At 66.5% G+C, this 24,750-nt stretch carries 22 protein-coding genes; 20 read left to right on the top strand and 2 right to left on the bottom strand.

Annotated features, from left to right (window positions below; genetic code table 11):
• Positions 1-13 precede the first annotated feature (13 nt).
• From ABGV18_RS04435 to ABGV18_RS04415, 5 genes are all read left to right on the top strand, one after another.
• Positions 14-817 (top strand): methyltransferase domain-containing protein, encoded by an 804-nt coding sequence (locus ABGV18_RS04435; RefSeq protein ID WP_396584987.1) that lies wholly within the window; start codon positions 14-16, stop codon positions 815-817.
• 22 nt (positions 818-839) lie between these two features.
• Positions 840-1,313: a ribonuclease HI gene (gene rnhA / locus ABGV18_RS04430; protein WP_396584986.1), complete on the top strand. Its 474-nt coding sequence runs from the start codon at positions 840-842 to the stop codon at positions 1,311-1,313.
• 99 nt (positions 1,314-1,412) lie between these two features.
• Entirely contained in the window at positions 1,413-4,145 is a 2,733-nt protein-coding gene (locus ABGV18_RS04425) for a cation-transporting P-type ATPase (protein WP_396584985.1), read from the top strand.
• A gap of 136 nt (positions 4,146-4,281) precedes the next feature.
• Entirely contained in the window at positions 4,282-5,367 is a 1,086-nt protein-coding gene (locus ABGV18_RS04420) for an efflux RND transporter periplasmic adaptor subunit (protein ID WP_396584984.1), read from the top strand.
• Positions 5,364-8,492 (top strand): efflux RND transporter permease subunit, encoded by a 3,129-nt coding sequence (locus tag ABGV18_RS04415; protein WP_396584983.1) that lies wholly within the window; start codon positions 5,364-5,366, stop codon positions 8,490-8,492. Before ABGV18_RS04420 ends, ABGV18_RS04415 begins: the two co-directional genes overlap by 4 nt.
• Here ABGV18_RS04415 and ABGV18_RS04410 read toward each other — a convergent pair whose 3' ends face one another.
• Both ABGV18_RS04410 and ABGV18_RS04405 read right to left on the bottom strand, forming a co-directional pair.
• A complete protein-coding gene (locus tag ABGV18_RS04410; protein WP_396584982.1) occupies positions 8,493-9,773 on the bottom strand; it encodes an MgtC/SapB family protein in 1,281 nt (426 codons plus the stop codon).
• 27 nt (positions 9,774-9,800) lie between these two features.
• Positions 9,801-10,976 (bottom strand): aminoacetone oxidase family FAD-binding enzyme, encoded by a 1,176-nt coding sequence (locus ABGV18_RS04405; protein WP_396585045.1) that lies wholly within the window; start codon positions 10,974-10,976, stop codon positions 9,801-9,803.
• Between the two features lie 33 nt (positions 10,977-11,009).
• On the opposite strand from ABGV18_RS04405, the gene ABGV18_RS04400 reads away from it, so the two are divergent.
• The 15 genes from ABGV18_RS04400 to thrC all read left to right on the top strand — a co-directional run bounded on the left by ABGV18_RS04400 (position 11,010) and on the right by thrC (position 24,707).
• Positions 11,010-11,174: a hypothetical protein gene (locus tag ABGV18_RS04400; RefSeq protein WP_396584981.1), complete on the top strand. Its 165-nt coding sequence runs from the start codon at positions 11,010-11,012 to the stop codon at positions 11,172-11,174.
• A gap of 675 nt (positions 11,175-11,849) precedes the next feature.
• Positions 11,850-12,320 carry a YaiI/YqxD family protein gene (locus ABGV18_RS04395; protein WP_396584980.1) on the top strand — a complete coding sequence of 157 codons (471 nt, stop codon included), beginning with the start codon at positions 11,850-11,852 and terminating at the stop codon, positions 12,318-12,320.
• A 2-nt stretch (positions 12,321-12,322) separates the two neighbouring features.
• Positions 12,323-13,030, top strand: coding sequence for a DNA polymerase III subunit epsilon (gene dnaQ / locus ABGV18_RS04390; protein WP_396585044.1), 708 nt, complete (start codon positions 12,323-12,325; stop codon positions 13,028-13,030).
• A gap of 226 nt (positions 13,031-13,256) precedes the next feature.
• On the top strand, positions 13,257-13,838 hold the full coding sequence (rsxA, locus tag ABGV18_RS04385) for an electron transport complex subunit RsxA (protein WP_396584979.1): 582 nt from the start codon (positions 13,257-13,259) through the stop codon (positions 13,836-13,838).
• On the top strand, positions 13,838-14,428 hold the full coding sequence (rsxB, locus tag ABGV18_RS04380; protein ID WP_396584978.1) for an electron transport complex subunit RsxB: 591 nt from the start codon (positions 13,838-13,840) through the stop codon (positions 14,426-14,428). The genes rsxA and rsxB overlap by 1 nt, the downstream gene beginning before the upstream one ends.
• On the top strand, positions 14,421-16,181 hold the full coding sequence (gene rsxC / locus ABGV18_RS04375) for an electron transport complex subunit RsxC (RefSeq protein ID WP_396584977.1): 1,761 nt from the start codon (positions 14,421-14,423) through the stop codon (positions 16,179-16,181). Before rsxB ends, rsxC begins: the two co-directional genes overlap by 8 nt.
• Positions 16,178-17,227 (top strand): RnfABCDGE type electron transport complex subunit D, encoded by a 1,050-nt coding sequence (locus ABGV18_RS04370; RefSeq protein ID WP_396584976.1) that lies wholly within the window; start codon positions 16,178-16,180, stop codon positions 17,225-17,227. The genes rsxC and ABGV18_RS04370 overlap by 4 nt, the downstream gene beginning before the upstream one ends.
• A gap of 1 nt (position 17,228) precedes the next feature.
• Entirely contained in the window at positions 17,229-17,981 is a 753-nt protein-coding gene (locus ABGV18_RS04365) for an RnfABCDGE type electron transport complex subunit G (RefSeq protein WP_396584975.1), read from the top strand.
• Positions 17,974-18,675 carry an electron transport complex subunit RsxE gene (locus ABGV18_RS04360; RefSeq protein WP_396584974.1) on the top strand — a complete coding sequence of 234 codons (702 nt, stop codon included), beginning with the start codon at positions 17,974-17,976 and terminating at the stop codon, positions 18,673-18,675. The genes ABGV18_RS04365 and ABGV18_RS04360 overlap by 8 nt, the downstream gene beginning before the upstream one ends.
• Positions 18,676-18,802: 127 nt before the next feature.
• Positions 18,803-19,537 (top strand): dienelactone hydrolase family protein, encoded by a 735-nt coding sequence (locus ABGV18_RS04355; RefSeq protein ID WP_396584973.1) that lies wholly within the window; start codon positions 18,803-18,805, stop codon positions 19,535-19,537.
• A 381-nt stretch (positions 19,538-19,918) separates the two neighbouring features.
• Positions 19,919-20,902 carry a PDC sensor domain-containing protein gene (locus tag ABGV18_RS04350; RefSeq protein ID WP_396584972.1) on the top strand — a complete coding sequence of 328 codons (984 nt, stop codon included), beginning with the start codon at positions 19,919-19,921 and terminating at the stop codon, positions 20,900-20,902.
• 37 nt (positions 20,903-20,939) lie between these two features.
• A complete protein-coding gene (gene nagZ, locus ABGV18_RS04345; RefSeq protein WP_396584971.1) occupies positions 20,940-22,001 on the top strand; it encodes a beta-N-acetylhexosaminidase in 1,062 nt (353 codons plus the stop codon).
• A gap of 22 nt (positions 22,002-22,023) precedes the next feature.
• Positions 22,024-22,599, top strand: a complete 576-nt coding sequence (locus tag ABGV18_RS04340) for a hypoxanthine-guanine phosphoribosyltransferase (protein ID WP_396584970.1) — start codon at positions 22,024-22,026, stop codon at positions 22,597-22,599.
• 35 nt (positions 22,600-22,634) lie between these two features.
• Positions 22,635-23,405, top strand: a complete 771-nt coding sequence (locus tag ABGV18_RS04335) for an S-methyl-5'-thioinosine phosphorylase (RefSeq protein WP_396584969.1) — start codon at positions 22,635-22,637, stop codon at positions 23,403-23,405.
• Between the two features lie 135 nt (positions 23,406-23,540).
• Positions 23,541-24,707, top strand: coding sequence for a threonine synthase (gene thrC / locus ABGV18_RS04330; RefSeq protein WP_396582713.1), 1,167 nt, complete (start codon positions 23,541-23,543; stop codon positions 24,705-24,707).
• The last annotated feature ends 43 nt before the right edge of the window (positions 24,708-24,750 follow it).

Genomic DNA, 24,750 nt, shown 5'->3' with positions numbered 1-24,750 from the left:
GCATGAGGATGCCGTGAGTCAGAACCCAGACAAGGACAGTGCGCTTGACGCCAGCGTGGCCGCGGCCGACTGGTATCGTGGTCCCGTCGGCCGGCTGGTGGCCGCTGATCTGGTTGCCATGCTCGCCCGGCGGGCGGAAACGGCCTTCGGTTACCACGCGCTGGTGCTGGGTGAATCGGGGCTGGAATTCGAGCGGCGGTTCGGCTGGGAGCGGCAGTTGCGCATCGATCACCGCGTGCTCGCCGGCCCCCCGGGCGGTCGGATGGGTAGTCAGGCCGGGTCGCTGCCGGTCGAGCTCGATGCCTTGCCGATCGAGAGCGAGGCCGCCGATCTGGTGATCGCGTTGCACGTGCTCGAGGATCGGCGCAACCCGCACGAGATCCTGCGCGAGATCGACCGAACGTTGCGCCCCGAGGGGCGGCTGCTGATCGTCGGGCTGAACCCGGCGAGCCTGCTACACCTGCGCTCGCGCTTCTGGCCGGGCTGTCATGCGCCCTTGGGGATTGGTCATCACCACCCGACCTGGCGAGTGGTCGATTGGCTGCGCGTATTGGGCTATCGCATTGACGCGATCGAGCCGCTCGGTGGTGTGACGCCGTGGTGCCGCGAGAACGCCTACCGGCGAGGCGAGCGGTTCCGGCGGTTGACTGACGAGTGGGCCTGGTTCCTCAATGGGCTGTATGTCATCGACGCGACCCGACGGGTGGCGCGTCCCAGTCGGCCCAAGTCCGCCTTCCGGTTTGCCTCCCTGGTCGGTCAGCCGGTGCGTGGCGAGGTCGCCGGCATGCGCCGCCAGTCTTCATCCGTTCATCGATAAGCTCTAGATTAAGTCACCCATCATGGATCACGACTCGAACGACACCTCGACAAGCCGCAAGGTGGTACATGTCTGGACCGACGGCGGCTGCCGTGGCAATCCCGGCCCCGGCGGCTGGGGGGCGGTCTTGCGCTTCGGCGAGCACGAACGCGACCTGTGGGGAGCGGACACCGAGACCACCAACAACCGCATGGAGCTGACCGCGGCCATCGAGGCGCTTGAGGCGCTCAGGGAGCCCTGCGAGGTGCACCTGACCACCGATTCGCAATACGTGCGCCAGGGCATCACCGAGTGGATCCACAACTGGCGGCGGCGCAACTGGCGCACGGCTGCCGGCAAGCCGGTCAAGAACGCCGATCTCTGGAAGCGTCTCGAGCAGGCGGCCGATCGGCATCATGTCCATTGGCACTGGACCCGCGGTCATGTCGGGCACCCGGAAAACGAGCGTGCCGACCAGCTCGCCAACCGGGCGATGGACGAGGCGGCCGCCGGCTGAGAACGTGCCTCGCGTTCGTGATCGATCGCGGTAATACTCTCCAGGAGGATTGGGGAGGAGGATGGGGGGTGGCGGTGTGGTTCGCTTAAGGAGGCGGAAATGAGCGAGGAGTTTCCATCGAGCCGGTACTGGCATGCCGAGTCGCCCGACGTGGTGTTGGCGGGCCTTGAGAGTCGCCCCGAGGGACTGACGGCCGCCGAGGTGAGCGAGCGCCTCGAGCGTTTCGGCGCCAATCGCCTGCCCGAGGCACCACGCCCGCCTGCCTGGCGGCGCCTGCTACGCCATTTCCACAATATCCTCATCTACGTGCTGCTGGGCGCGGCGGCCGTGACCGCCCTGCTGGGTCACGGTATCGATACCGCCGTCATCCTGGCGGTCGTGCTGGCCAATGCGCTGATCGGCTTCGTTCAGGAAGGGCGCGCCGAGCAGGCGATGGATGCCATTCGTCACATGCTGGCCCTCAAGGCGGCCGTGGTCCGTGACGGCCAACGCCAGCCGATTCCGGGCGACGATCTGGTGCCGGGCGATGTCGTGCTGCTGGAGGCCGGTGACCGGGTGCCGGCCGACCTGCGCTTGATCGAGGTCCATGACCTGCACGTCGACGAGGCGGTATTGACCGGCGAATCACTGGCCGAGGAAAAGTCGATCGAGGCGGTCGAGACCGAGGCCCCGCTGGGTGACCGGCGATCGATGGCCTACAGCGGCACGCTCGTGACCCGAGGGGCGGCCCGGGGCGTGATCACAGCCACCGGGACGCATACCGAACTGGGCCGGATTTCCGGCCTGATCGCCGGCGTGCAGACCCTGACCACGCCACTGCTAACGCAGATGGACCGTTTCGGCCGGTGGCTGACCGCCGTGATCCTCGTAGCCGCCGGCCTGATTCTCGCGGGTGGCGTCTGGTGGTGGGGGATGGCCTTCGAGGAGGCCTTCATCGCCGTGGTTGGGCTCTCTGTCGCGGCGATTCCCGAAGGCCTGCCGGCCGTGCTGACCATCACCCTGGCCGTGGGCGTGCAGGCAATGGCCCGTCGGCAGGCGATCGTCCGGCGTCTGCCGGCCATCGAGACGATCGGCTCGGTGTCGGTGATCTGCACCGACAAGACCGGTACGTTGACCCGTAATGAGATGGCGGTCACCGAGGTGGCGCTGGTCGAGGCGACCCTGACGATCACGGGCGAGGGTTATGCGCCCACCGGCGAGCTGTTCGTCGGCGACCAGCCGGCCGGGCAGTCGGCGCCGGCGTCATTCGAACGACTCGCGCGCACGGGGATGCTGTGCAACGACGCCTACCTGCGCAGCGATCAGAATGGTTGGCGGGTCGAGGGCGATCCAATGGAGGGGGCCCTGCTGGCCATGGCCGGACGGGCCGGGCTGGATCTGGCCGACGAAAGGGCGCGCTGGCGGCGCAATGATGCAATCCCCTTCGATGCGGCGCATCGCTTCATGGCGACGCTCGACCACGATCACGAGGGCCATGCGGCCATTTCGGTCAAGGGGGCGCCCGAGGCGGTGCTCGCGATGTGCGATCAACAGGCCACAGGCGGGGAGAAAACCGAGGCACTGGATCAGGCGTTCTGGGCCGAGCGGGCCGAGGCGCTGGCCGGTGAAGGCCAGCGGGTGCTGGCTCTGGCTTATCGTCCGGTCGAGCCGTCCCAAACCGTGCTTGAGCGTGCCGAGGTGGCCGATGGGCTGATCCTGCTGGGACTCGTGGGGCTTTCCGACCCGCCGCGCCACGAGGCGATCGAGGCGGTGGCCGAGTGCCGGCGGGCCGGTATTCGCGTCAAGATGATCACCGGCGATCACGCCGGCACGGCCCGCGCGATCGCCGCCCGGGTCGGACTGGAGCGGCCCGATCGCTCGCTGACCGGCGCAGAGATAGAAAACCTCTCGGATGCCGAACTGACCCAGAGCGTGGCCGAGGTCGACGTGTTCGCCCGCACCAGTCCCGAACACAAGCTGCGGCTGGTCGAGGCGTTGCAGGCACTGGGCCAGAGCGTGGCGATGACCGGTGATGGGGTCAACGATGCCCCGGCCCTCAAGCGCGCCGATGCGGGTATCGCCATGGGGCGCAAGGGCAGCGAGGCGGCTAAGGAGGCCGCGGATCTGGTGCTGGCCGATGACAACTTCGCCTCGATCGTGGCCGCAATCCGCGAGGGGCGGACCGTCTACGACAACATCAAGAAGGTCATCAGCTGGACCCTGCCGACCAACGCCGGTGAGGCGCTGACCATCGTCGTTGCCCTGCTTGCGGGACTCACCTTGCCGATAACGCCGATCCAGATCCTCTGGATCAACCTGGTCACCGCCGTCACGCTGGGACTGGCGCTGGCGTTCGAGCCCAGTGAATCGAGCGTGATGGACCGACCGCCCCGGCCGCGCAACGAGCCGATTCTCACCGGCGGCTGGCTGATCTACATCGCGCTGGTGGCGGTAATTTTTCTCGGCGCGGTCTTCGGCGTCTACCACTACGCGATCGCGCAGGGGTATTCGCTGGAACTGGCTCGCACGATGGCGATGAATACCTTGGTGGTGCTGGAGATATTCCAGCTGTTCTTTATCCGCAACCTCCACGGCTCGTCGCTTAGCCTCGACCTGATCCGCGGCATGCGTCCCGTCTGGCTGGCCGTGATCGCCGTCACGCTCGCCCAGCTGCTGATGACCTACCTGCCGGCGATGCAGGCGGTATTCGCCACCGAGGCCGTGTCGCTGGCCGACGGCCTGTTGATCCTCGCGGTCGGCGTGGGGTCGTTCGCATTGATGGAGCTCTACAAGGCGATATCCCGGGCGATATCCCGGGCCATATCCCGCCGTCCGGCGGGTGGGGTGGGCTAAGAGTTGGCCACTGGTCTCGCTGACATGATCCGGCGATTGGGTGTGTCGTCCCGTGTGGGAGTGGCCCTTGACCTCGTTCACTTGCAGGGCCTTTCAACGCAGCCACAACACATGCCACTGACAGGAATGGTTCACGATGACGTCATGGTTATCCCGTAACGCGGGTCGATTGGTTCTCCTGCTGCTCGCCTTGTTGCTGCTTGGCTGGGTGCTGACGGGCGACAACGATGCTCCGCCGCTCGACACGCGCGAGCGCAGCGCCACGGTGAAGGTGGCTGTGACTACCAGTCACGCGCAGTCGGTCGAGCGGGTGTTGCAACTCCAGGGGCAGGTCGAGCCCGAGCAGGTGGTGCGGGTGCGGGCCAAGACGGGGGGCGAGGTCGCCGAGACCCCGGTCGAGGAGGGCGCGGTGGTGGAAGCCGGCCAGTTGCTCGCGCGGCTTGAACTGGATGATCGACCCGCGCGCTTGAGCGAGGCGAAGGCGGCAGAGCGGCGCGCGCAGGGCGATTTCGACGCGTCGAGCCGACTGGCCGACCAGGGCTTTCAGGGACGCCTGGCGGCCGAGCGCGCCCGTGCCGAGCTCGAGGCCGCGCGGGCCCGGGTGGCCGCCATCGAGCTCGATATCGCGCACACGCAAATCCCCACCCCGATCGCGGGTGTGCTCAATCGGCAGATCGTTCGCGTCGGTGACGTGGTCGCGGTGGGCGAGCCGGTCGCCGAGATCGTCGAGAACAACCCGTTGCGCGCCGTGGTGCGCATCCCGCAGCACCGCATTCACGAGGTCGAGGAAGGGCAGGTTGCCCGGGTGACGTTTCTGGACGATCAGGTTCGCGAGGGCACGGTGCGTTACGTCTCGACCGTCGCGGAAGACGAGACACGGACCTTCCGGGCCCGGGTGCAGGTGGCCAACCCGGAGCGAAATCTGCCGTCGGGTACCAGCGTGACGGTCGAGATACCCGTCGAACAGGTGCGCGCGCATGCCCTTTCCCCCGCGTTGATCTCGCAGAACGAGGCGGGCGAGCTGGGCGTCAAGGTGGCCGTGGAAGCAGACTCGGGCGAGCTGAAAGCCCGTTTCGTGCCGGTCACGCCGATCCGCGCCGATGCCGAGCAGGTCTGGGTAACCGGCCTAGACGGCACGGTGCGTTTGATCTCGCTTGGGCAGGGATTCGTGCGTGACGGCGATGCCATCGAGGTGGTGCCCACGGCGGAGGGTGCGCGGTGAACGGATTGCTCGCCGCGCTGTTCTCCCGCTCGCGCAGCGTGCTGCTGGTGCTGCTGGCACTGCTGGCGGCCGGCGGGATGGCGTACGTCCAGATAGCCAAGGAGGCCGCACCGGACGTCGATGTGCCGATCTTCTTCGTCACGGCCGCCTATCCGGGCATCTCGCCCGAGGACAGCGAGCGGCTGCTGGTCCGCCCGCTGGAACGCGAGTTGGCGGGCATCGAGGGGCTCGATGAAATGCAGGCCAGCGCCGGCGAGGGTTTTGCCCTGATCCGGCTGGATTTCGACCCCGGTTACGACAACCGCCGCGCACTGGCTGACGTGCGCGAGGAGATGGACCTGGTCCGGCCCGACCTGCCGCCAGGCGTCGAGGAACCGATGGTCACTGAGGTCGACCTGTCGATGTTCCCGGTGCTGATCGCCACGCTGTCGGGCTCGGCGCCCGAGCGCACCCTGGTGCAGCGCGCCCGCGACCTGCGTGACCGGATCGAGGCGCTGCCCGGTGTGCTCGAGGTCGAGATCGGCGGCGATCGCGAGGACCTCCTCGAGGTGCTGGTCGATCCGCGCACGCTAGAAACCTACCGCCTGCCGTTCAACGACCTGGTCACCGCGATCGAGCGCAACAACCAGCTGGTGGCCGCCGGGGCGCTGGATTCCGGGGCCGGGCGGCTGAACATCAAGGTGCCGGGGGTGATCGAGTCGGTCAGTGACGTGCTCGAGCTGCCGGTGATCGCCTTTGAGGGCACCGTGGTCACCTTCCAGGAAGTCGGCGAGGCGCGCCGGACCTTCAAGGACCCGGAAGGGTTCGCCCGTATCGACGGCGAGCCGGCCGTGTCGCTGGAGATCCGCAAGCGGGCCGGGGCGAACATCCTCGAGACCGTCGCCGCGGCGCGCGAGGTGATCGAAGCCGAGCAGGCCGACTGGCCGGGTGGTATCCAGGTGCGCTACCTGCAGGACAGTGCCGAGGAGATCGACGACCTGCTCGGCGATCTGGAAAACAACGTTCTCACCGCCATCCTGCTGGTGATGCTCACCATCGTTTTCGCCCTGGGCGGGCGGTCCTCCTGGTTGGTGGGCCTGGCCATTCCCGGCGCCTTCCTCGGCGGGGTGCTGATCCTGTACCTGATGGGCTTCACGCTCAATATCGTGGTGCTGTTCGCCCTGATCCTGGTGGTGGGCATGCTGGTCGACGGGGCGATCGTGGTGATCGAGCAGGCCGATCGGTATCTCGCCGAAGACCGTGGACGGGCCGCCTACCTGGCCGCGGCCCAGCGCATGGCCTGGCCGATCGTCGCCTCGGTGGCCACCACGTTGGCGGTGTTCTTCCCCATGCTCTTCTGGCCGGGGATGGTGGGCGAGTTCATGTTCTACCTGCCGGCGACGGTGATCGTCACGCTGCTGATGTCGCTGGCGATGGCGCTGGTGTTCATCCCGATTCTCGCGGCGATCATCTCGCGCGGTCAGGGCGCCAGTCGCCCCGAGCAGGTGCGCCACATCCAGGCCGCCGAGGCGGGCCGGTTCGATGAACTGGATGGTCCCACCGCCCGCTATGTCGGGCTGCTGCGCTGGGCGATCGCCCGTCCCGGGCAAACATTGGCTGGGGTGGCGCTGTTCACCGCCGCCCTCTACGTCGCCTACGGCGAGCTGGGCCGCGGGGTGGATTTCTTCCCGGAGGTCGAGCCGAGCTTTGCCCAGATCCAGATCCAGGCGCGCGGCGACCTGTCGGTCTGGGAGGTTGACGAGATGGTCCGCGGGGTCGAGGCGCGGCTGTATGACCACCCGGCATTCGAGAGCGTCTATGCGCGCAGCATCGCCTCGCCGCAGGCGCGCCTGACCCAGGACTATGCCGAGGACGTGATCGGCGTGATCCAGCTCGACCTGGTCGACTGGCAGCGCCGGCCGCCGGCCGACGAGATTCTCGCCGCCCTGCGCGAGGACCTGGACGACCTGCCCGGGGTGAAACTGCAGTTTTTGACCGAGTCCGGCGGACCCAGCGCCGGCAAGCCAGTGGCGCTGGAGGTCTCCGCCACGGATGGGGGCGCCGGCGTCGAGCCGCTTGTCGAGGCGATCGAGCATCTGCGTCGTGGCATGGCCGCGGTGGGCGGGTTTGTCGATATCGAGGATAACCGGCCGTTGCCGGGCATCGAGATGCGCCTCGAGGTGGATCATCGCGAGGCGGCGCGCTTCGGTGCGGACGTCAATCTGCTGGGCCGTGCCGTGCAGATGCTCACCGGCGGGCTGGCGTTGGGTGGTTATCGTCCCGAGGATGCCGACGAGGAGGTCGATATCCGGGTGCGTTTTCCCTTCGACGAGCGCAATCTCGCCCAGCTGGTGAACCTGCGGGTCCCCACCCAGGCCGGCCTGGTGCCGGTGCGCAATTTCGTCGAGTTCGTGCCCGCCCCCAAGACCGGGGTGATCCACCGCGTCGACGGGCGTCGCACCCTCTCGGTCGATGCCGACGTGGCCGCCGGGCAACTGGTCGACGAGCGCGTGCGCGCCTTGCAGGACTGGCTGGCCGCCCACCCGATGCCCGAGGAGATCGAGCTCTCGGTGCGGGGGCAACAGGAGGATCAGGCCGAGGCCGGGCGATTCCTGTCCCTGGCGTTCCTCACCGCGATCGTGCTGATGGTGTTGATCCTGGTGACCCAGTTCAACAGCGTCTACCAGGCCCTGCTGGTGCTCACGGCGATCGTGTTCTCCACCAGCGGGGTGTTGCTGGGTCTGTTGCTGCGTGCCGAGCCGTTCTCCGTGGTGATGAGCGGTATCGGCGTGATCGCGCTGGCCGGGGTGGTGGTCAACAACAACATCGTGCTGATCGATACCTACAACCAGTTGCGGCGCGACGGCATCGAGCCGGTGGACGCGGCGTTGCGTACCGGTGCACAGCGCCTACGGCCTGTGCTGCTGACCACCATCACCACGGTATTGGGGCTGATGCCGATGATCTTGGGCCTGACCATCGACTTCTTCGGTCGCGAGTTCTCCATCGGCGCCCCGTCGACCCAGTACTGGGTGCAGCTGTCCACGGCGATCGCCGGCGGCCTGCTGGTCGCTACCCCGCTGACCCTGCTGTTCACGCCGGCGATGCTCGCCTGGTGGGATGGAAGGCGGGTCAGGGCGGGCTGATCAGATCAGCCAGGCGGTGAGCAGCCCGGCGGCCACCGAGAGGATCATCGGCCCGGCGACATGCAGGCCGAGTTGGCGGGTGCCGATGGCGCCGGCCATGCCCGTCTTGACCAGGTTGTTGACCGCCGAGGCGATGATGATGCCCATCACGGCGGTCTCGATCGTGATCGATTCGCGCGCCATGCGGGTCAACGAGAGGTTGATCGCGTCGACGTCAGCCACGCCCGAGGAGGCGGCCAGCAGGTAGAGGCCGGCACTGCCCAGCCACTCGCGCAGCCATTCGGCGGCAAGCATGATGGCCGTGAGCAGCGCGCCGAACAGCAGCGCGGAGGTCAGGTCGAGCGGGTTTTGCGTCAGTTCCGGGCTCTTGATCGACTTGTCGCTGCGCGCCTGGCGCCACATCCAGAGGGCGGGGGCGTAGAGCAGCACCGTCATGACGGCCAGTGGCCAGATCAGTGCACCGAAGATCGGCGGGTGGACGGCGATGGCGACCAGCAGCACCCGCGGGAACATGGTGCCGCAGGCGATCAGGATGCCCACGGCCAGCATCGGCCCCAGGGTGGGCGTGTGCTGTGATTGCCGGGCGAACTGCAGGGTCAGCGCGGTCGAGGAACTCAACCCGGCGAACAGGCTGGTAAACAGGATGCCCTTCTCGGCGCCGCCGACGCGGATGGCGAAGTAGCCGACAAACGAGATCAAGGCGATCAGCACCACCATCCACCAGATCTGGTAGGGGTTGAGCGCGCCACCGGGGCCCAGTGGCTGGTTGGGCAGCAGCGGCAGCATCACGACGCTAATCAGCAGCAGTTTCAAGGCCGCGTCGAGTTCGCGCGCCTCGAGCTTGTGCAGCAGGCCGTGGATCTCTTCCTTGTTGTCGAGGATCATCGCGGTGACCACGGCCGCGGCGGTGGCGATGATCACGTCGACGCCGACGGCGATCGCCCCAAGGCAAAAGGTGATCAACAAACCGATGCTGCCGGTGATGCTGAAGTTGCGCACGCTCTGGGCGCGGGTGCGCCAGGCCACCAGCGCGATCGCGGCCACGGCGATCAGCAGCGTGGGGAAGGCCCAGCCGGTCAGGGTCTCCGAGAGCACGGCGGATAGCCCGCCGAGCAGGCCCACCAAGGCGTGCGTGCGGATACCGGCAATGCGCTCGCCCGGTTCCTTCTGCCGGCTCGACCAGCCGCGTTCGAGCCCGATCAGCGCGCCGAGCAGCAGGGCGACGGCCAGCAGTACCAGCGTCTGGTTGTCCTGCAGGAACTGTGAGGTCAGACCGTCCATGTCGGCTCCGAATCGGGGTGGGGCGGGTCAGACCACCTGGCCGGCGGCGACGCCCGAGGCCCAGGCCCACTGGAAATTGTGTCCGCCGAGGTGGCCGGTCACGTCGACCACCTCGCCGATAAAGAATAGCCCCGGTTGCCGCTGGGCTTCCATGGTCTGTGAGGACAATCCGCGGGTGTCGACCCCGCCCAGGGTGACCTCGGCGGTCCGATAACCCTCCGTGCCGGCCGGGTGGATGGCCCAATGCTGCAGGGCGTCGGCGACCGCCTGCAAGTCGCTTTGAGCGTATTCCTGCAGGGGGCGTGACCAGCCGTGCCAGTCGCAGAGCACGCGGCCCAGCCGGCGCGGCAAGTGCTCGTCGAGGTATTGGAGCACCGTGCCCTGCGGGCGTGCCGCGCGCCGTGCGGCGAGATCCATGGCCGCATCGCGTCCGGGCAGCAGGTCGATCACCAACGGCTCGCCGGGTTGCCAGAAGCTCGAGATCTGCAGCATGGCCGGCCCGGACAGGCCGCGGTGGGTGAACAGCAGCGGCTCCTCGAAGCGCATGCCCGAGGCCGTGGCCGCCACGGCGATGCTCATGCCGGCCAGCGGGGCGAGGCGTTCCTTGAGATCGGGGTGCAGCGTGAAGGGCACCAACCCGGCGCGCGTGGGCAGCACCTCGAGGCCAAACTGGCGGGCCACTTCGTAGCCGAACGGGGTGGCGCCCATGGTCGGGATCGAGAGCCCGCCACTGGCGATCACCAGCGATTCGGCCGTGATCGTGTCGCTATCGGTGGCAATCCGGTAACCGCCCTCGATCGCGTCGATGGTCGTGACGCCGGTTGTCATCCGAACCTCGGCACCCGCCCACTCGCACTCGGTGAGCAGCATGTCGACGATCTCTTTCGCCTTGCCGGCGCAGAACAGCTGGCCGGCGGCCTTTTCCACGTGCTCGATACCGTGGCGCTCGACCAGGTCGAGGAAGGCCTGCGGCGGGTAGCGCTTGAGTGCGGAGATGCAAAAGCGCGGGTTGGCGGAGAGAAACTGGTTCGGGGTACTGTTGAGATTGGTGAAATTGCAGCGCCCGCCACCGGACATCAGGATCTTCTGGCCCGCCTTGCGGGCGTGATCGAGCACCAGCACCCGGCGGCCACGATAACCGGCCGTTGCCGCGCACATCAGGCCGGCCGCGCCGGCGCCAATAATCACCACGTCCACATGCATTGCAGGCATTCCGGGGACCCGTTGTTTGCTCGAATGACGCGGCATCATAGCAATGACCTCGCCGGCCTGGCGTCGGTCACCCTGCTGACCCTGTTCGCCGTTCTGGTCGCGTATGATCGGTTCGCCCGCCGGACCGGGTTGACTGGGGATGTGGAGCAGTGGTTGAAACGGGAGATGGGGGACGAGTCGGCGTCCTGATCCTGTTGGTAGTCCAATCTGGATGTTTTTCGCACGCCTGTTTCATGGAGGTGGTTCTGACCGAGCCGCCTTGCTCGGGCGCGCGAGTTCCTTTTCTTGCTTGTCCAAGAAAAGGAACCAAAAGAAGGACACCCCGGCGTCCTGGCCCTGCGGGCCTTCGAGCCCGGACGATGTCCGGACTCGAAGCCTCGCGACCGGCGGCCGGCTTCGGGGCCGGCTCGACGTGACCTCCTGTCACGGCGAGCCTCGGAGCGACGTCCCTGTCGCCCCGCCCCCGAGCCACCCACCGGCCGCGAGGCAGGACGCAAGGGGGATCTGGCTCCCGGCCATCAGGTGGCGTGGCTCAAACCGCGAGGGAACCGCTGGTCTGAAGGTGTGTTCTTGGTTTGATCGAAGGGGCGAGTCCCCGTGTGCCTTGCCTCGCTCGCGAGGCTGATCGTCGCGGATCGCATCCGCGGCGATCAGGCCCGGAGGGCGAAGGCACGGGGTGTCTTCTTTTCGTCGGTTTTCTTGGACAAGCAAGAAAATCGACTCGCGCCGCGCCCGGCGGCCAATCCGGGCTGCTCCGCGTGACCGGCGTGCGAAACACCTCTACGTCGTTTGGTCGATTGCGGGTTCGGTACCGCGCAACCGGCATGCGAAACTCTCCACCTCGTCACATCACGGAAAACAAGCATGACCATCTGGGTCGACGCCGACGCCTGCCCCGTCCCCATCAAGCAGATGCTCTTTCGCGCCGCCGACCGCGTCGGCGTGGACGTGGTGCTGGTGGCCAATCACGCCATCGCCGTGCCGCGCTCCAAGCGGGTGCGCTTCATGCAGGTGGCACCGGGATTCGATGTCGCGGACAATGCCATTGTCGAGGCGGCCGAGGCCGGGGATCTGGTGATCTCGGCGGATATCGAGCTGGCCGCCGAGGCACTCGCCAAGGGCGCGGCGGTAATCGGGCCGCGTGGCGAGGTGTTTTCCAACGAGTCGATCCGCGGCCGGCAGGTCCAGCGCGAGTTCATGCAGACGCTGCGGGAAAGCGGCATCGCCACCGGCGGGCCGGCACCGTTGCACGCCCGGGACAAACAGGCCTTCGCCGGTGCGCTCGAGCGCTGGCTGAACCAGTACCAACGAGAGCAACGCGAGAACAAGGCATGACCCTGCGACAGATCGTTCTGGATACCGAGACCACCGGCATGCCGGTCGGGGAGGGCCACCGGCTGATCGAGATCGGCGCGGTCGAACTGGTCGAGCGGCGCCTGACGCACCGCAACTACCACCAGTACCTCAACCCCGAACGCGTGGTCGATGCGGGTGCCTTCGCCGTGCACGGACTGTCCAACGATTTTCTTCAAAACAAACCGCGCTTTGCCGAGGTGGTCGACGAGTTTCTCGACTACATCCGCGGGGCGGAACTGGTTATCCATAACGCGGCGTTCGACGTCGGGTTCATCGACGCCGAACTCAAGCGCATCGGCTATCCGCCATTGGCCGAGCACGTCGACCTGGTCACCGACTCGCTGGCCATCGCCCGGCACAAGCATCCCGGGCAACGCAACAGCCTTGATGCCCTGTGCCGTCGCTACCAGGTCGACAATTCCGACCGCACCCTGCACGGCGCCTTGCTCGACTCCGAGATCCTGGCCGACGTCTATCTCGCCCTGACCGGCGGGCAGTGGGACTTGTCCTTCGACAACCCGGCCGAGACGGCGACCGGGGGGCAGGCGGCGTTGGGCACGATCCGCAACGATCGACCGCGATTACGCGTGATCGCCCCCGAGGCCGAGGCGGTCACCGCGCACGCCGAGTGGGTCGAACGGCTCAGGACGGCCGATGCGGCCTTCGAGTGGCCGGGCGTCGGTTCCTGATTGCGGTCACCATCTCGGCGCAGCTTGCGCGTCTGAGGTTGAAAACGGCGAGTGGTATGGGTGAACATACCGGTTCGTCGGTGCCGGCACTTCCTTGCTACCATTCGCGCCCGGGGAAACTCTGCATCAATCGGATGTCATTCTGGCCTGTCGAGCCGGTCGTGCAGAGTTTCCCTGGAGTGCCGGCCCCCGTCGGCGCGGTTTCGCATCACTCCGGTAGGTGGCCTTGACGGAATACATCCTCATCCTGATCAGCACCATCCTGGTCAACAACTTCGTGCTGGTGAAGTTCCTCGGCCTGTGCCCGTTTCTCGGGGTATCGAACAAGGTCGAGACCGCCATCGGCATGTCGTTGGCGACCACCTTCGTGCTGACGCTCTCGGCGATCGCCAGCTACGTCACTCACGCCTGGCTGCTCGAGCCGCTGGGGCTGGGCTACCTGCGTACGATCATGTTCATCGTGGTGATCGCGGTGGTGGTCAACTTCACCGAGATGATGGTGCGCAAGACCAGCCCGTTGTTGCACAACGTGCTGGGCATCTACCTGCCCCTGATCACCACCAACTGCGCCGTGCTGGGCGTGGCGCTTCTCAACGTGCAAGAGGCCAACAGCTTCGTGGAATCGGCGCTGTACGGCTTCGGTGCCTCGGTGGGCTTTTCGATGGTGCTGATCCTGTTTTCCGCCCTGCGTGAACGACTGGCCGCGGCCGACGTGCCGGCAGCCTTCGAGGGCGTGCCGATCGCCCTGGTTACCGCCGGGCTGATGGCACTGGGCTTCATGGGCTTTGCCGGCATGGTGAGCGTCTGATGTGGATGGCAATCCTCTTGGCGGTCGGGCTCGCGATCCTCTTCGGGGTGTTGCTGGGACTGGCCGCGCAGTTCTTCCGGGTCGAGGGCAACCCGCTTGCCGAGCGCATCGACGAGTTGTTGCCGCAGACCCAGTGCGGCCAATGCGGTTACCCCGGTTGCAAGCCGTATGCCGAGGCGATGGCCCAGGGTGAGGCGGACATCAACCGTTGCCCGCCGGGGGGCGAGTCGACCATCCGCAATCTCTCCGACCTGCTCGACGTGGAGTTCAAGCCGCTGGACGACGATCTCGAGGTGCAGGAGGTCAAGAAGCTGGCCGTCATCGACGAGGAGGTCTGCATCGGCTGCACCAAGTGCATCCAGGCCTGTCCGGTCGATGCGATCCTCGGCGCGGCCAAGCAGATGCACACCGTGATCGAAGACGAGTGCACCGGCTGCGATCTGTGCGTCGAGCCTTGCCCGGTGGACTGCATCGACATGGTGCCGATCGAGGAGGGCGTCGAGGCCTATCGCTTCCCGATGCCTGAATCCGCCCATCCGGTGCCCACACGTGGCCCGGCGGCTCGCAGTGAGGGCCTGGCCAATGCCTGAGCACGTCACGATTTCGCCGGGGCTGCACGGGTTCCACGGCGGGCTGGATCTCGATTACCACAAGGCGCCGGCCAGCGAGCGCCCGATCGGCGAGATGCCGCTGGTGGACGAATACGTCCTCCCATTGCACATGCACATCGGCGCGCCGGCGATCCCGGTCGTCTCGGTCGGCGACCACGTCGGCCGTGGCCAGTTGCTGGCCCGCCCGGACGACTTCATCTCCGCGGCCATCCACGCGCCCACCTCGGGCGTGATCCAGGCGATCGAGCTGCGTGGCCTGCCGCATCCCGGTGGCCTGTCGGCGCAAAGTATCGTGCTGGCCGCCGACGGCGAGGACCGCGAGGCCGAGCCGCTCGACCCCTGGCCCGACTACCAGGACAAGAGCCCGGTGGAGATCCGGGCACGGCTGCGCGAGGCCGGCATCGTCGGCCTGGGCGGGGCGGTATTCCCCACGGCGGTCAAACTGGCCACCGCGAACCCCGGCGGGGTCGAGACGTTGGTGCTCAACGGCGCGGAATGCGAGCCCTTCATTTCCTGCGACGACCGGCTGATGCAGGAGTCGCCCGAGCCCATCCTGCGCGGCGCGCAGATGCTGCTGCATGCCGTCGGCGCGGCGCGTTGCCTGATCGGCATCGAGGACAACAAGCCGCGAGCGATCGAGGCACTGCAGGCGGTGATCGATCGGCTGGCGGACGAGGAGGACGAGCGACGCCTTGAGATCAAGGTGGTACCGAGCATCTACCCGGCCGGCGGCGAAAAGCAGCTGATTCGTACGCTCACCGGCATCGAGGTGCCGCGCAATCGCCACGTCACCGACTATCAAATGCTGTGCCTGAACGTCGGCACCGTGGCCAACAGTTGGCGCGCGGTGGTCGAGGGACGCGCACTGACCGAGCGGGTCGTCACCGTCGCTGGCGGCGGGGTGGCCGAACCTCGCAATTTGCGGGTGCGCATCGGCACGCCGATGGCAAAGGTGATCGAGGCGGCCGGCGGCTACACCGACGGTGTCGATCGATTGCTGATGGGCGGGCCGATGATGGGCTTTGCCCTGCACGAGGACGCCGTCCCGGTGGTCAAGGCCACCAACTGCCTGCTCGCCCTGCGGCCGGTCGATCGCGATCCCACGCCACCGCCGCAGCCCTGCATCCGCTGCTCGCGCTGCTCGGAGGCCTGCCCGGCGGATCTGCTGCCCCAGCAGCTCTATTGGTACGCGCGCGCCCGGCAGTTCGAGCGCAGCCACGACTATCACCTGTTCGACTGCATCGAGTGCGGCGTCTGCTCGGCGGTCTGCCCGTCGCACATCCCGCTGGTGCAGTATTTTCGCCACGCCAAAACCGAGATCTGGTCGGCCGAGCGCGAAAAGGCCAAGGCCGAGCACGCCCGCCGGCGTTTCGAGTTCCACAACGAGCGCATCGAGCGCCAGAAGGCCGAACGGGAGGCTGCGCTGGCGAAGAAGCGCGCCGCCATCAAGGCGGCCCAGGAGAAGGGCCAGGAGAAGGGCCAGGAAAAAACGGCGACGAAGCAGGATGACCAGGGCGCCGCTCCGGCAAAGCCCACAGGCGACGGCGGGGCGACCTCAACGAGCTCGGCCGAAGACGAAAAATCCGCCGCCTCGATGAGTATCGAGGGTGCCCGTGCCCGGGCCAAGGAGCGCAAGGCACGTGTGCAGCAGGGCGAGCGTGCCACGGGCGAGCCGGGTGTCGCCGAACGCCCAGCGGATGAATCCACCGACCGGCCGGGAGGGGCGTCATGAAGTTTCCGGTCCAGACCTCGCCGCACGTCGAGGCACGCTCGAACGTGGCCGACATGATGACCGTGGTGCTGTGGGCACTGGTGCCCGGCACCGTGGTGGCGATCTGGTTCCTGGGCTGGGGCGTGCTGTTCAACGTGGCCCTGGCGGTCGGCGCGGCCTGGCTGGCCGAGGCCTTGATGCTGTGGCTGCGCGCGCGCCCGTTCCAGCCGGCGCTCACCGATCGCTCGGTGCTGATCACCGGCTGGATACTCGCGCTTTGCCTGCCCAACCTGGCGCCCTGGTGGTTGCCGGTGGTCGGCGCGGTCTTCGCGGTGATCGTCGCCAAGCAGCTATACGGTGGGATTGGTTACAACCTGTTCAATCCGGCGATGGTCGGCTACGTGGTGCTGCTGGTGTCCTTCCCCGAGGCGATGACCCGCTGGGGCGCGCCGGTCGAGGGCGGCGCGGCGAGCCTGACGCTGGTGGAATCCGTGCAGTGGACCTTCCTCGGCGTGCTGCCCGGCACGACGGGCTTCGATGCCCTGAGTCAGGCGACCCCACTGGATCAGTGGCGCATGGTGGCGACCCAGGGCGGCCAGGTCACCGGGGCCGGCCTGTCGATCTGGCAGGGTGGCGGCTGGTCGATCTGGCTCAACCTGGCCTTTCTTGCCGGCGGGGCCTGGATGTTCTATCGCGGCGCGATTCGATGGCACATCCCGGTGGCGATGGTGGTCGGGGTGGTTTTGACCGCCACGTTGCTGTGGGGAATCGATCCGGAGCAATTCGCCGACCCGGTGTTCCACGTGGTCACCGGCGGGGTCATTTTCGGGGCGCTGTTTGTCGCCACCGATCCGGTCACCGCCTCGACCACGCCGCGCGGCCGACTGGTGTTCGGTTTCGGGATCGGCGTGCTGGCCGTGCTGATTCGCAGTTTCGGCAACTACCCCGATGGGGTGGCCTTCGCCATCCTGCTGATGAACCTGGCCGTGCCCCTGATCGACTACTACACCCAGCCGCCGGTCTTCGGTCGCAAGGGCCGGGTGGATGCCGACACGGAGGGCCGCTGACGTGATCAATCTGGAATTGCGTCGCGTGGTGATCACCGCGGTGGTGCTGGCCGTGTTCTTCGGCCTGGGCGTGGGTTTTGTCGCCTACACCCAGCAGAAGACCGCCGATCAGATCGAACTCAATCGCCAGGCCGTCCTGCTCGGCCAGATCATGGCGGTATTGCAGGGTCAGGTACACGACAACAACCCGGCCGAGGATGCCTTCCTGCTGCCCGATCCCGAGGCCCTTGAGCTGGGCGAGCCGGTGATCCAATCGACGGCGGAGGACGCGTTGCCGACAAAGCTAACAGTCGAACAGCGCGAGCGGGCCATGCGCGCCGGCCAACTGGGGTTTCGCGCCCGCGAACATGGCGAGGTCGTGGCCGTGGCGATCCCCGTGGTCACCCCTCGCGGTTACAGTGGCGACATCCGCCTGCTGGTGGGCGTGACGGTCGATGGCGAAATCACCGGCGTGCGCGTGCTCGAACAGAGAGAGACGCCGGGGTTGGGCGACAAGATCAAGGCGGACAAGACCGATTGGATACAGGGTTTTTCCGGGCGTCGACTGGGTGATCCGCCGGCCGACGACTGGGCGGTGAAGAAGGACGGCGGGACCTTCGACCAGTTCACCGGGGCGACGGTTTCGCCCCGCGCGGTGGTGGGGGCGGTCAAGGACGTGCTGGAGTACGTCGATCGCCATCACCATTTGCTGTTCGACGGCCCCCCGACGACTGTGGCGGAGGAAACGGTGGCGGAGGAAGACGAGCATGAGTGACCCGCGTCTATCCGAGCTCGCCCTAGACGGGCTGTGGAAGAACAACCCCGCGCTGGTGCAGGTGCTTGGCCTGTGCCCGTTGCTCGCGATTTCCAACACCACGGTCAACGCGATTGGGTTGGCGGTCGCCACGCTGGTGACCCTGCTGGTCTCGAATGGCGTCGTGTCGCTGATCCGCGACTGGGTGCGCGCCGAGGTGCGTCTGCCGGTCTACGTGATGGTGATCGCTTCGGTGGTCACCATCATCGAGCTGATCATGAACGCGCACTTCCACGAGCTCTACAACACGCTCGGCATCTTCATCCCACTGATCGTGACCAACTGCATCATCATCGCCCGTGCCGAGGGGTTTGCCTCGCGCCACGGTTTTGGAGTGTCGCTGTTCGACGGCCTGATGATGGGACTGGGATTCGGCCTGGTGCTGGTGCTGTTGGGTGCCATGCGTGAGCTGATCGGTTTTGGCACCCTGCTCGACGGCGCGGATCAGCTGTTCGGGCCGATCGCCATCGACTGGGGTGTGCGGGTTCTCCCCGAGCAGATGACCTTCCTGCTGGCGTTGATGCCGCCGGGGGCATTCATCGGTCTGGCGCTGCTGGTGGCCTTCAAGCAGGCCCTCGACCAACGATCGCTGCGTCGGGCCCGGGCCGCCAAGGATGCCCGGCCGGCCGAGCCGGCCGTTGAGGCGGTCGGCTGATCCTGCATTTGCCGCGGGCGGCTGCTAAAACTCTTCCCTGATTCTTCCAACGTCCGGTTGTCTGTTCCCCGCAGCGGGACGTTGGCCCGATCGCGCTGATGCAAAATGCTTCCCCGAGGAGAGAAACATGCCCGCAGAAATCAAGACCGAGGAGCTCGAGTACCGTTCGGACGACCTGACCATGAGGGGCCTGGTCGCCTACGATGCCAATGCTGCCGGGCCCCGACCGGTGGTGCTGGTGGTGCCGGAGTTCTGGGGACGGACCGCCTATATGGAAAAGCGGGCCTGCGACATGGCCGAGGCCGGCTATGTCGGTTTCGCCATCGACCTCTACGGCGATGGCCGTGTCACCGAGGACGCGGGCGAGGCCACCGAGCTGATGAACCAGGCCCTGTCGGATTTCGATGCGCTGAAGACGCGCTACCGGCTCGCGATCGAGGCGATCAAGCGTCATGACGCCGTTGATGCCGAGCGGCTCGCGGCGATCGGTTACTGCTTCGGCGGGGCGGTGGGCCTGAGCATGGCCCGTCAGGGCGTTCGTCACGACGCACTGGCGACCTTCCACGCGGGCATCAGCGGCCTGGCCCCGATCGCCGGACCGGTCGACACGCCTACCTGGATCTTTACCGGCGAAGACGATCCGATGGCCGATCCGCAGGAGGTCGAGCGCGTCGCCGAGGAGATGCGCGAGGCCGGCGCCGAGGTGCAGGTCACCCGCTATCCCGGGGTCAGTCATGCCTTCACCAACCCGGGTGCCGATGAGAAGGCCGAGAAATTCGGTCTGCCGCTTTCCTACGACCAGACCGCCGATCGTGATTCGCTGGCGAAGACGCTCGAGTTCTTCGCGGCCAAGCTGGGCTGATCTTCGGCCCATGCTGGGGCGTTGATCCCGCGTCTGCACCGCAATGGGGAGACGGTGTTGGCAAAAAGCCGGGTGAGTCGCTCTGCCAAACGTCTTCTCGATGGATTCGAAACGGTGTCACCGTGCGGTTTGCGATCGGCCATCCGCGCGTCACAAATGTCTGGCATGTTTCTCGCTATTAGTGGTTTGCCAACACGACGCGTCGTCCTTCATCGGTTCCGGCGTGCCCCGTTTGGTGCTCTTTGACTCCTCCTTGCTGGGCGCCCCTTGTGGGCGCCTCTTTTTTTCTGGGCATTTGCCCGCCACCCGGTGGGGTGGCCCGGGTTAAACTGCGCATCTGGGCCGGCGCCCAACTCTCACTTTTCGCCAACCAGGGACATCATGCATTCGGCCAACTACATCAGCACCATCGACCGCTACCACGAGCAATCGCGCTCGATTCGCGAACTGATCGAATCGATCATCACCGGTATCGGTGAGCCAAGGCTGCTTACCGACCAGTCGGCCGTGCACGCGGTGACCGAGAAGCTGATCGATCTTTATCCCTTTGTCGACCTGGTCTACCTGCTGGACGACGACGGGGTGCAGATCGCGGAGTACGGCGCCGATGAGACCGGCTATGTCAATCGGGCGATGGGACGAGGCAAGGGGACCGATCGCAGTCAGCGGCCGTATTTCAAGTTTTTCCAGGAAGGCGAGTACATCCACCTGACCGAGCCGTATCTCTCCTCGGCCTCGCGGGATCTGTGCATCTCGGCGACCCTTCGTATCGAACATCAGGGCCGGGTGGGCTATCTGGTCATCGACGTCGACCTCGAGGCGATGATCAGTTTTTTGCTCGGTGACACCCTGCGCCGGCGTATCGAGCCGTTCTTCCGCGCGCTTTATGGCCTGTTCGCCGCCGCAATGATGCTGGTGGCCGGCGTGCTCTTCTACAGCAGCATGAGCGAACTGGTCTACGCGCTGATGGAGCCCGGCTGGGCGTCCGAACTGCAACTCAAGCCATTCGAGGTGATCGTTGTCCTGACGTTGGCCATGGCCATCTTCGATCTGGCCAAGACGGTGTTCGAGGAAGAGGTCCTGATGGAGAAGGACGTCCATCGCCACAGTACCGTGAGACGAACGATGACGCGCTTTGTCGCGGCCATCCTGGTCGCCATCCTGATCGAAGGCCTGCTGACCATGTTCAAGGTGTCGATGGGGTATTCCGACGAAGGGGTGGTCGCCACCCTGATGATTTTCGCCGCCGCCGCCCTGCTGGTCGCGCTGGGTCTGTACGTCTATCTCGGCGCCCTGGCGGAGAGGGCCTTGTTGGGCAACAATGGCCGCGCCCGGCGTCGCAAAGATGTCCGGGAGCACAATTGATGTGCTCGCCCGGGGGACATGATCGAGAGAGACCGGCATGACTGCACTTGGCCCCCTGATGATCGATCTGACCGGCCCGGAGATCACCCCGGCCGACCGGCGGCGACTGCAGCACCCGTCCACCGGCGGGGTGATCCTGTTCGCCCGCCATTTCGAGGGGTGGGCGCAACTGGCCGAGCTGATCGCCGAGATCCGGGCCCTGCGACGGCCTCACCTGCTGATTGCCGTCGACCAGGAAGGCGGACGCGTGCAGCGTTTCAAGGGCGATGGATTCATTCCCTTGCCCACGATGGGGCGTCTGGGCGATCTGTTCGAGGAGGATCATCAGGCCGGGCTTGAGGCGGCTCGCTCACTGGGTTGGTTGATGGCGGTGCAACTGCGCGAGGTCGGGGTGGACCTGAGCTTCGCCCCGGTTCTCGACCTGGATCGCGGCATCAGCGGGGTGATCGGTGATCGGGCCTTCGACGAACGTCCCGAGGCGGTGATCGCGCTGGCGATCGCCTGGACCGGCGGGATGCAGGATGCCGGCATGGCCGCGGTGGGAAAGCACTACCCTGGCCATGGCGCGGTGGCGGCCGATTCGCATATCGCCCACCCGGTCGATCCCCGCTCGTTGGCGAGTATCGAGAAAACCGATCTGCGTCCGTTCCGGGCGATGGTCGATCGGCTGATCCCCGGCCTGATGGTCTCGCACGTGGTCTACCCCGAGGTGGACGCCCGGCCGGCCGGCTTCTCGCCGGTATGGGTGCGCGAGATACTGCGTCAACAGTGGGGCTATGAGGGCGCGGTATTCAGCGACGATCTCACCATGGCAGCCGCCTCGGCGGTCGGCGAGATCGAGGCGCGGGTCGAGCAATGTTTGGCGGCCGGGGTGGATATGGCGCTGATCTGCAATCACCCCGAGCTGGTCGACCGGGTGCAAAAAACGCTGTCTTTCACGGCCAGTCCCCAGCGCGAGGCACGCCTGACCCGGATGTTCGGCCATGGTCCGGTGCCCAACGAGGTTGCGCTCGCCCGCAAACCGCGCTATGCCGAGGCCTTGCGCTGGATCGAACGGCTGGGCGTGGATGCGCCCGACCTGTTTCCCGACCGCGCCTGATCCCGCCCCACCGGAGAGTTCCATGCAAGCGAGCGACGACCCTCGTCGGCAGTCCGATCAACTCGATGCCTTGCTGGCGCGCTGCGACTGCCTGGTGACGCCCGAGGCGATGCAGGCGGCCTACGCGCGGCTGGCCGGGGAGATCAACCAGCGGCTTGCCGGTCGTTTGCCGCTGGTGCTTGCCGTGATGAACGGCGGGCTGGTCAGTACCGGGCAGCTGGTGCCGCGATTGAACTTCCCGCTGGAGTTGTCCTACCTGCACGCCACCCGCTACCGGGGGACGACCACCGGCGGGGCGCTCAAGTGGCTGGCCCAGCCGGATATCGAACTGGCCGGGCGCGAGGTCTTGCTGGTCGATGACATCCTCGACGAGGGATACACGCTGGCGGCAGTGCGAGAATGGTGCCTGGATGCGGGCGCGGCTCGGGTGTGGATCGCAGTGGCGACCGACAAGCAGCATGATCGCAAGGTGCCGGGGCTGAGCGCCGACTTCTGCGGTGTGGCCGTGCCCGATCGTTACATTTTCGGTGAGGGCATGGATTACCATGGCTACTTTCGCAACCTGCCGGGCATTCACGCCCTTCCCGAAGGGGAGTGAGCCGGCGGGCGACCTGAATCGACGGGAGGACTGACGTGCATCTGGCAATCATCGGCGGGACGGGCTTGTCCCAGATCGAGGGCATCGACGACGTGCGTCACCAGGTGGTGCCCACGCCATTCGGTGAGCCATCCGGGCCGGTGACCATCGGCCGGATGCAGGGTTGCGAGGTGGTATTCCTGCCCCGGCACGGCTACAACCACCGGATTCCCCCGCACCAGGTCAATTATCGGGCGAACATCTGGGCGCTACGCGAGCTGAAGGTGAGCCGCATTCTGGCGGTGGCTGCCGTCGGCGGCATTCACCCGGATATGGGGCCGGGGGCGCTGGTGGTCCCCGACCAGTTGATCGATTACACTTGGGGGCGCCCGTCGACCTTTTACGAAGGGGATCTCGATTCGGTCACCCACGTCGACTTCACCTATCCCTACGATTCGTCCCTGCGCGAGACATTTCTCGCCGCGGGCCGGGCGCTGGACCTGTCGATGATCGACGGCGGTACCTACGGCGCTACCCAGGGGCCGCGTCTTGAGACTGCCGCCGAGATTCGACGGCTGGAGCGTGACGGTTGCGACGTGGTCGGCATGACGGGCATGCCTGAGGCCGTGCTGGCGCGCGAGGCTGGTATCGACTACGCGAGCCTGAACGTGGTGGCCAATTGGGCGGCCGGGGTGCAGGAGGGCGAGACCATCTCGATGACGGAGATCGAAAAGACGCTGTCGACCTCGATGCGTCACGTGCGCCGGGTGCTCAAGCAGATTCTCAGCGACGAGGATCAGGTGCTCTGCCGTTCGAGAACGGGTTGAGAGTATCGCCCGCCGACACGCCCCCTGACAGTTGCCTGTCTGCAGGGTAAAATATCCATAAATCATCTACTCGCCGCCAGACGATGGCCCGAATCGGGGCCGGTCGGGCGGCGCGTCATTCCAAGCGAGATTCCCATGACGCATCAAAGCCGCTACACCGGTCTGCTAGATCGGTATCGTGACCGTCTGCCGCTGTCCGACGATACCCGGCTGATCAGCCTCGGCGAGGGCGCGACCCCGCTGATCCGACTGCACAACCTGCCCAAGGTGCTGGGGCGTTCCGTCGACATCTATGTCAAGTACGAGGGGCTCAACCCGACCGGCTCGTTCAAGGATCGTGGCATGACCATGGCGGTCACCAAGGCCGTGGAAGAGGGCTCCAAGGCCATCATCTGCGCCTCGACCGGCAACACCTCGGCGGCGGCCGCTGCCTATGCCGCGCGCGCCGGCATCACCGCCTTCGTCATCATCCCCGACGGCAAGATCGCGATGGGCAAGATGGCCCAGGCGATGATGTACGGTGCGACCATCCTGCAGATCCGGGGCAACTTCGACGACGGCATGCGACTGGTCAAGGAAGTCGCCGAGGAGGCACCGGTGACCATCGTCAATTCGGTCAATCCGTACCGTCTCCAGGGCCAGAAGACCGCCGCCTTCGAGATCATCGAGGAGCTGGGGCGCGCGCCGGACTATCACTGCCTGCCGGTCGGCAACGCGGGCAACATCACCGCGCACTGGATCGGCTACTGCGAGTTTTCGGCCACCTCGGGAGACCACGTGACCGAGTCCTGCGCCTACTGCAACGGCAAGTGCCCGTTCGCTGGCGGCGGCTCGGGCGGTAATCGACCCAAGATGGTCGGCTACCAGGCGACCGGCTCGGCACCGTTCATGCGCGGTGAGATGGTCGATGATCCGGACACGGTCGCCACCGCCATCCGCATCGGCCACCCGCAGAGCTGGGACCGCGCCTGGAAGGTGATGGAGGAATCCGGTGGCTGGTTCGCCGAGGTCTCCGATGCCGAGATCCTGGCCGCCCAGCGCATGCTGACTCAGCATGAGGGTATCTTCTGCGAGCCGGCCTCGGCCGCCTCGCTGGCTGGCCTGATCAATGATCTCGAGGCCGGCAAGATCCAGGACGGTTCGAGCATCGTCCTGACCCTGACCGGCAACGGCCTGAAGGATCCGGACACCGCGATCGCCCAGTGCACCGGTGACATGCCGGGTGTGGAGAAGGCGACGATGGTGACCATCGATGCCGACATCGACTCGGTACGCAACGCGATCCTCGGCTTCATGAAGTAAGCCGACGCTTCCCGGGCTGAAATCCTTGCGAAAACCCCGCCTA

Origin of the sequence: Guyparkeria halopsychrophila (assembly GCF_044582135.1) — a bacterium.
Lineage (GTDB): Bacteria > Pseudomonadota > Gammaproteobacteria > Halothiobacillales > Halothiobacillaceae > Guyparkeria.
Note: the sequence above shows the minus strand (reverse complement) of the source record. Positions and strands in the feature narration are given on the sequence as shown.

What these genes read in the sequence shown, in the direction of transcription:
- ABGV18_RS04355 (WP_396584973.1), top strand. Translation starts at nt 18,803, where the DNA reads ATGCCCGCAGAAATCAAGACCGAGGAGCTCGAGTACCGTTCGGACGAC.
- ABGV18_RS04395 (WP_396584980.1), top strand. Translation starts at nt 11,850, where the DNA reads ATGACCATCTGGGTCGACGCCGACGCCTGCCCCGTCCCCATCAAGCAG.
- rnhA (WP_396584986.1), top strand. Translation starts at nt 840, where the DNA reads ATGGATCACGACTCGAACGACACCTCGACAAGCCGCAAGGTGGTACAT.
- ABGV18_RS04350 (WP_396584972.1), top strand. Translation starts at nt 19,919, where the DNA reads ATGCATTCGGCCAACTACATCAGCACCATCGACCGCTACCACGAGCAA.
- rsxB (WP_396584978.1), top strand. Translation starts at nt 13,838, where the DNA reads ATGTGGATGGCAATCCTCTTGGCGGTCGGGCTCGCGATCCTCTTCGGG.
- thrC (WP_396582713.1), top strand. Translation starts at nt 23,541, where the DNA reads ATGACGCATCAAAGCCGCTACACCGGTCTGCTAGATCGGTATCGTGAC.
- ABGV18_RS04405 (WP_396585045.1), bottom strand. Translation starts at nt 10,976, where the DNA reads ATGCATGTGGACGTGGTGATTATTGGCGCCGGCGCGGCCGGCCTGATG.
- ABGV18_RS04425 (WP_396584985.1), top strand. Translation starts at nt 1,413, where the DNA reads ATGAGCGAGGAGTTTCCATCGAGCCGGTACTGGCATGCCGAGTCGCCC.
- ABGV18_RS04360 (WP_396584974.1), top strand. Translation starts at nt 17,974, where the DNA reads ATGAGTGACCCGCGTCTATCCGAGCTCGCCCTAGACGGGCTGTGGAAG.
- rsxC (WP_396584977.1), top strand. Translation starts at nt 14,421, where the DNA reads ATGCCTGAGCACGTCACGATTTCGCCGGGGCTGCACGGGTTCCACGGC.
- ABGV18_RS04400 (WP_396584981.1), top strand. Translation starts at nt 11,010, where the DNA reads ATGACGCGGCATCATAGCAATGACCTCGCCGGCCTGGCGTCGGTCACC.
- ABGV18_RS04370 (WP_396584976.1), top strand. Translation starts at nt 16,178, where the DNA reads ATGAAGTTTCCGGTCCAGACCTCGCCGCACGTCGAGGCACGCTCGAAC.
- ABGV18_RS04410 (WP_396584982.1), bottom strand. Translation starts at nt 9,773, where the DNA reads ATGGACGGTCTGACCTCACAGTTCCTGCAGGACAACCAGACGCTGGTA.
- nagZ (WP_396584971.1), top strand. Translation starts at nt 20,940, where the DNA reads ATGACTGCACTTGGCCCCCTGATGATCGATCTGACCGGCCCGGAGATC.
- ABGV18_RS04420 (WP_396584984.1), top strand. Translation starts at nt 4,282, where the DNA reads ATGACGTCATGGTTATCCCGTAACGCGGGTCGATTGGTTCTCCTGCTG.
- ABGV18_RS04340 (WP_396584970.1), top strand. Translation starts at nt 22,024, where the DNA reads ATGCAAGCGAGCGACGACCCTCGTCGGCAGTCCGATCAACTCGATGCC.